Here is a 3,587-nt window from a genome sequence, read left to right on the forward strand (position 1 = left end):
GGAATGGGCGTTGATCCCACCACGACCGCGAGATGCCTTCTGGAGTATCTGCCTATACACCCTGGGCCGCGATACCGATCTCCCACGTGACGGCCATCTCGCTCCGGCTATTACCGAACGCGGAACGCCCGGATGGACACTCGTGGCAGGAGGGTACACCCCTGACAGGGTGATCAGCGATAGGAGCATTGGCCCGCTTGTCCGCCTCGGCCTTATCGCGCTCGCAGTCGATTTACCGGTTCGCATGATCGTAACCGCACAGGGGAAGGAAACATGGGCTCTCTTCTGCCAGCGCGGTGGGATGTACCCTGAGGATCTCACTGACATTTGATCCATTTGATCGACATCCATCCGGCGGAATGGTGAAGGGCAGCATCCGCCCCGTTGCAGACGTTCCCAATGGTCGTCATCCCGGCGCATGCCGGGACCGTGGGCTGTCTTTAGAAGCAGCCTCACGTCCGGGCGCCCTGGCGATAGCTATCGCCTCAAGACTTGCCCACGGTCCCGGCATGCGCCGGGATGACGGATGACCGCGCCCCACCCCAAATCAGCCGTCACCCTGAACTTGTTTCAGGGTCCATCAATCCGAAAGCCCAGTTTATGATCGGCCAACCGAGATGGCGGCACGAGCCACCACGCTCCGGCACCAATCGCCCGATGGATCCTGAAACAAGTTCAGGATGACGCAAGGCGGGGGCGCGATGTCCGCTCCCCACCCCTTCTTGCCGTTTCGCTTAGGGTGTCATTTCGCCCTCAGCCGGAACCGACCCCTGAATGAAGAGGTAATGATCAACGATCTGCACAGCCTGTTGGCATGGAACTGGCGCCCTGCGACTGATCGGCTAGAAGCGCTGGCAGCATGAGCTTCAAACGTCAAACCGCATCCGGCAGAACCTTCTCATTAGAGCAGCTCGAAATTTGGCTTGATACGCTTGATCCGCCGGTCGCCGGTGTCTCCTCGATCGATGGCTTCCTCGCGGCGTTGGCTGCCGGCCCGTCCATCATCAATCCGGACATATGGCTCAAGAGCATCCTGCGCGAACACGTCCAAAGCGCCCGATCGGCGCTCGCACGCCGAACGATCCTCAAGCGCTACAACCAGATCTGCATCGAGCTTGCCGAGTGCCCTGAGGTCTATGCGCCGATCTATATGCGGACCGAGGACGGCGAGGTCCTGCTGGAAGACTTCGCCAATGGCTTCTTCACTGCAATGCATCTGGACATGGACGCATGGAAGCCCTTCGTGTCTGATCGAGAGTTCGGCCTCCCGCTTGTAGCGATCCTTGGCCAAAGCACGATCATCGACGGCACATCATGGATCGACCAACTCCAGGATCCCCTCGCAAATCAGGCTCTTGCAGATACCTGGCGGATGATCCCCCAGATCATCTCCTTCATCCATGATCAGTGTGCCTTTGCAAGAACCCTGACCGTACACTGAAGCCTCTCCACATCCCACGTGGGGTCGAAGCAGCGGTTACCACTGAACGTCCGACCGCACGTCGCCCAGAACGTCAGCCGCAGACGTTCGGCGATCGATCGCCGCACCACTCGCCACGCCGGCTACGCAGCCAGCCTGCGCGTCCGCAAGCGGATCGAGGAGGCGTTCGGCTGGATCAAGACCGTCGCAGGCCTGCGACGAACCAAGCTCCGCGGCCTCCAGAAGGTCGACTGGTCGTTCACCTTCGCGGCGGCCGCCTATAATCTGATCCGGTTGCCCAAGCTGCTCGGAGCGACCGCATGAGCGGCTCGCCCGCACCCGATGCTGGCCGTCTCCCTCGCCCCGCCCGGGGTCACCGCCCAGACAGGCCGTGGAAGGAAGATCGCTGGCCCGAATAGGACCGCCGAAAGCCGTAGCCCGCAGCCCCCGCGCCCTCTCGGCTACTTCTTCAACAGCCTGCTAGTGAAGTTATGCTCACCTCAGCATAACTTTACGAAAGGCTTCACATACCCCGGCGGGATCAGGCGAACCTCATGGCCCAGCAGGGCTATCTCCCGGCCCCAATAATGTGACCCTCCGCAGGCCTCCATGGCGACCGTGCAGGGTGGAAGCGCGCTGAAGAAGGAAAGCACCTGATCCCGGCTCAGCTTCTTGCGCACGATAGCATGTGTTGATGGCAGAGTAAAATGCCCCGTTCCGGGGAAAATTACTGTGCCGTTGACAAGCATGACCAGTTCCGTCAGCCCCGTGGACTTGGAATACCCTCTTCGCCAGATCCAGCCCGATCGTAACAATCTCCGACATCACCGCTCTCCTCCATCGATTGAAGACCCACGTTGGCACATCAAGGCCGTCGGGGGGCGGCTACATCATCAATGCCTACCGGGGTTCATCTGCGTCTCTTCGCTGATGGAGACACGGATGAATATCTCGGATGAAGCGGCAGCCTTCCTATTTCCCTGATCAATATTGATTATACAGTTCATAAACTGGAATCGTGTGCGTTTGGGACGTAGCCGCGCACTGAGGTGTCGGGGATATCGGGGAAGGCGCGATGTCACACTGACGCACTTAGTATTGGTGTGCCCGGCCACGGGTGCACGCAAAATGCGGAAGCGCGACATCGATACGCGCCCGCATCGGAGGGGGAGACTGAAGGTGCATTATCTCACGAAATCTGTTTATTGTTCCGTATCCGCAATGGGGTTGCTTGCCGATTCCGATGAAGTCGCCCCCCGTTTCCGGGATGATTACGCCCCCTGATTCCGAGATGAAGTCGCCCCCTCGGAAGCGGGGCCTTTCGGCAATGCTCGTTGTTGTGTCGTTCGCGGCTGCCGTCAAGCGTCCGGCGTATTTTTCGATCGCCGCATACTGTCGCCGTCGAGATCGAGGCGATGAGCGTTGTGCACCAGGCGATCCAGGATCGCGTCGGCGTAAGTCGGGTCCGCTATCACATGATGCCAACTGGCTATGGGAAGCTGGCTGGTGACGATGGTCGAACGACGGCCGTAGCGTTCCTCGAGGATCTCGAGCAGATCGTGGCGCGCGAGCGCATCGAGCGGTTCCAGGCCCCAGTCGTCGAGAATCAGCAGCTGGACGCTGCCGAGCTTCCTGAGGAAGCGCTCGTGTCGGCCGTCACCGCGCGCCAGCGCGAGATTGGAGAACAGCTTGGGGACGCGCTGGTAGAGGACCGAACGGTCGTCGCGACAGGCCTTGTGACCGAGCGCGCAGGCGAGCCAGCTCTTGCCGACGCCGGTCGGTCCGGTGATGACCAGATTGTCGCGAGCGGCGATCCATTCGCCGGCGACGAGCTTCATGAACAAGGCGCGATCGAGCCCGCGTGGGCTGCGATAGTCGACGTCCTCGGGAGATGCCTGGTGGCGCAGCTTAGCGAACCGCAACCGCGCGGCGAGCTTGCGGTCATGGCGGAAGCTCCATTCACGATCGAGCAGCAGCGCCAGCCATTCGGGATGCGTAAGCCTGTCGGCCTCGGCGTTGGCGGCGAGCTCACCATATGCCTTGGCCATACCGGCCAGTCCCATCGTGTTCAGCCGGTCGAGAGTGGGATGTTGAAGCATCGTCGTTCCTTTCAGGCCCAGTCGGCCCCAAGCTGCGATTTTGGCCAAGTCGGAGAACGTTTTGGGAA

The 3,587-nt window shown here is 60.8% G+C and carries 2 protein-coding genes and 2 pseudogenes; 2 read left to right on the forward strand and 2 right to left on the reverse strand.

The features are described from left to right. Positions 1 to 859 precede the first annotated feature (859 nt). Together AX724_RS18300 and AX724_RS18305 are read left to right on the forward strand one after the other, a co-directional pair. Positions 860 to 1,441: a UPF0149 family protein gene (locus AX724_RS18300; RefSeq protein ID WP_066282962.1), complete on the forward strand. Its 582-nt coding sequence runs from the start codon at positions 860 to 862 to the stop codon at positions 1,439 to 1,441. Between the two features lie 42 nt (positions 1,442 to 1,483). Beyond that, positions 1,484 to 1,744 (forward strand): annotated as a pseudogene (locus tag AX724_RS18305) (transposase); the annotation flags it as partial. 185 nt (positions 1,745 to 1,929) lie between these two features. Here the strand turns inward: AX724_RS18305 and AX724_RS23120 are convergent. Together AX724_RS23120 and istB are read right to left on the reverse strand one after the other, a co-directional pair. Continuing rightward, positions 1,930 to 2,245, reverse strand: a pseudogene (locus tag AX724_RS23120) (hypothetical protein); the annotation flags it as partial. Between the two features lie 533 nt (positions 2,246 to 2,778). Next, entirely contained in the window at positions 2,779 to 3,519 is a 741-nt protein-coding gene (gene istB / locus AX724_RS18310) for an IS21-like element helper ATPase IstB (protein ID WP_062093922.1), read from the reverse strand. Between the last annotated feature and the right edge of the window lie 68 nt (positions 3,520 to 3,587).

Origin of the sequence: Sphingobium sp. CCH11-B1 (genome assembly GCF_001556865.1) — a bacterium.
In the GTDB taxonomy this organism is placed as follows: domain Bacteria; phylum Pseudomonadota; class Alphaproteobacteria; order Sphingomonadales; family Sphingomonadaceae; genus Sphingobium.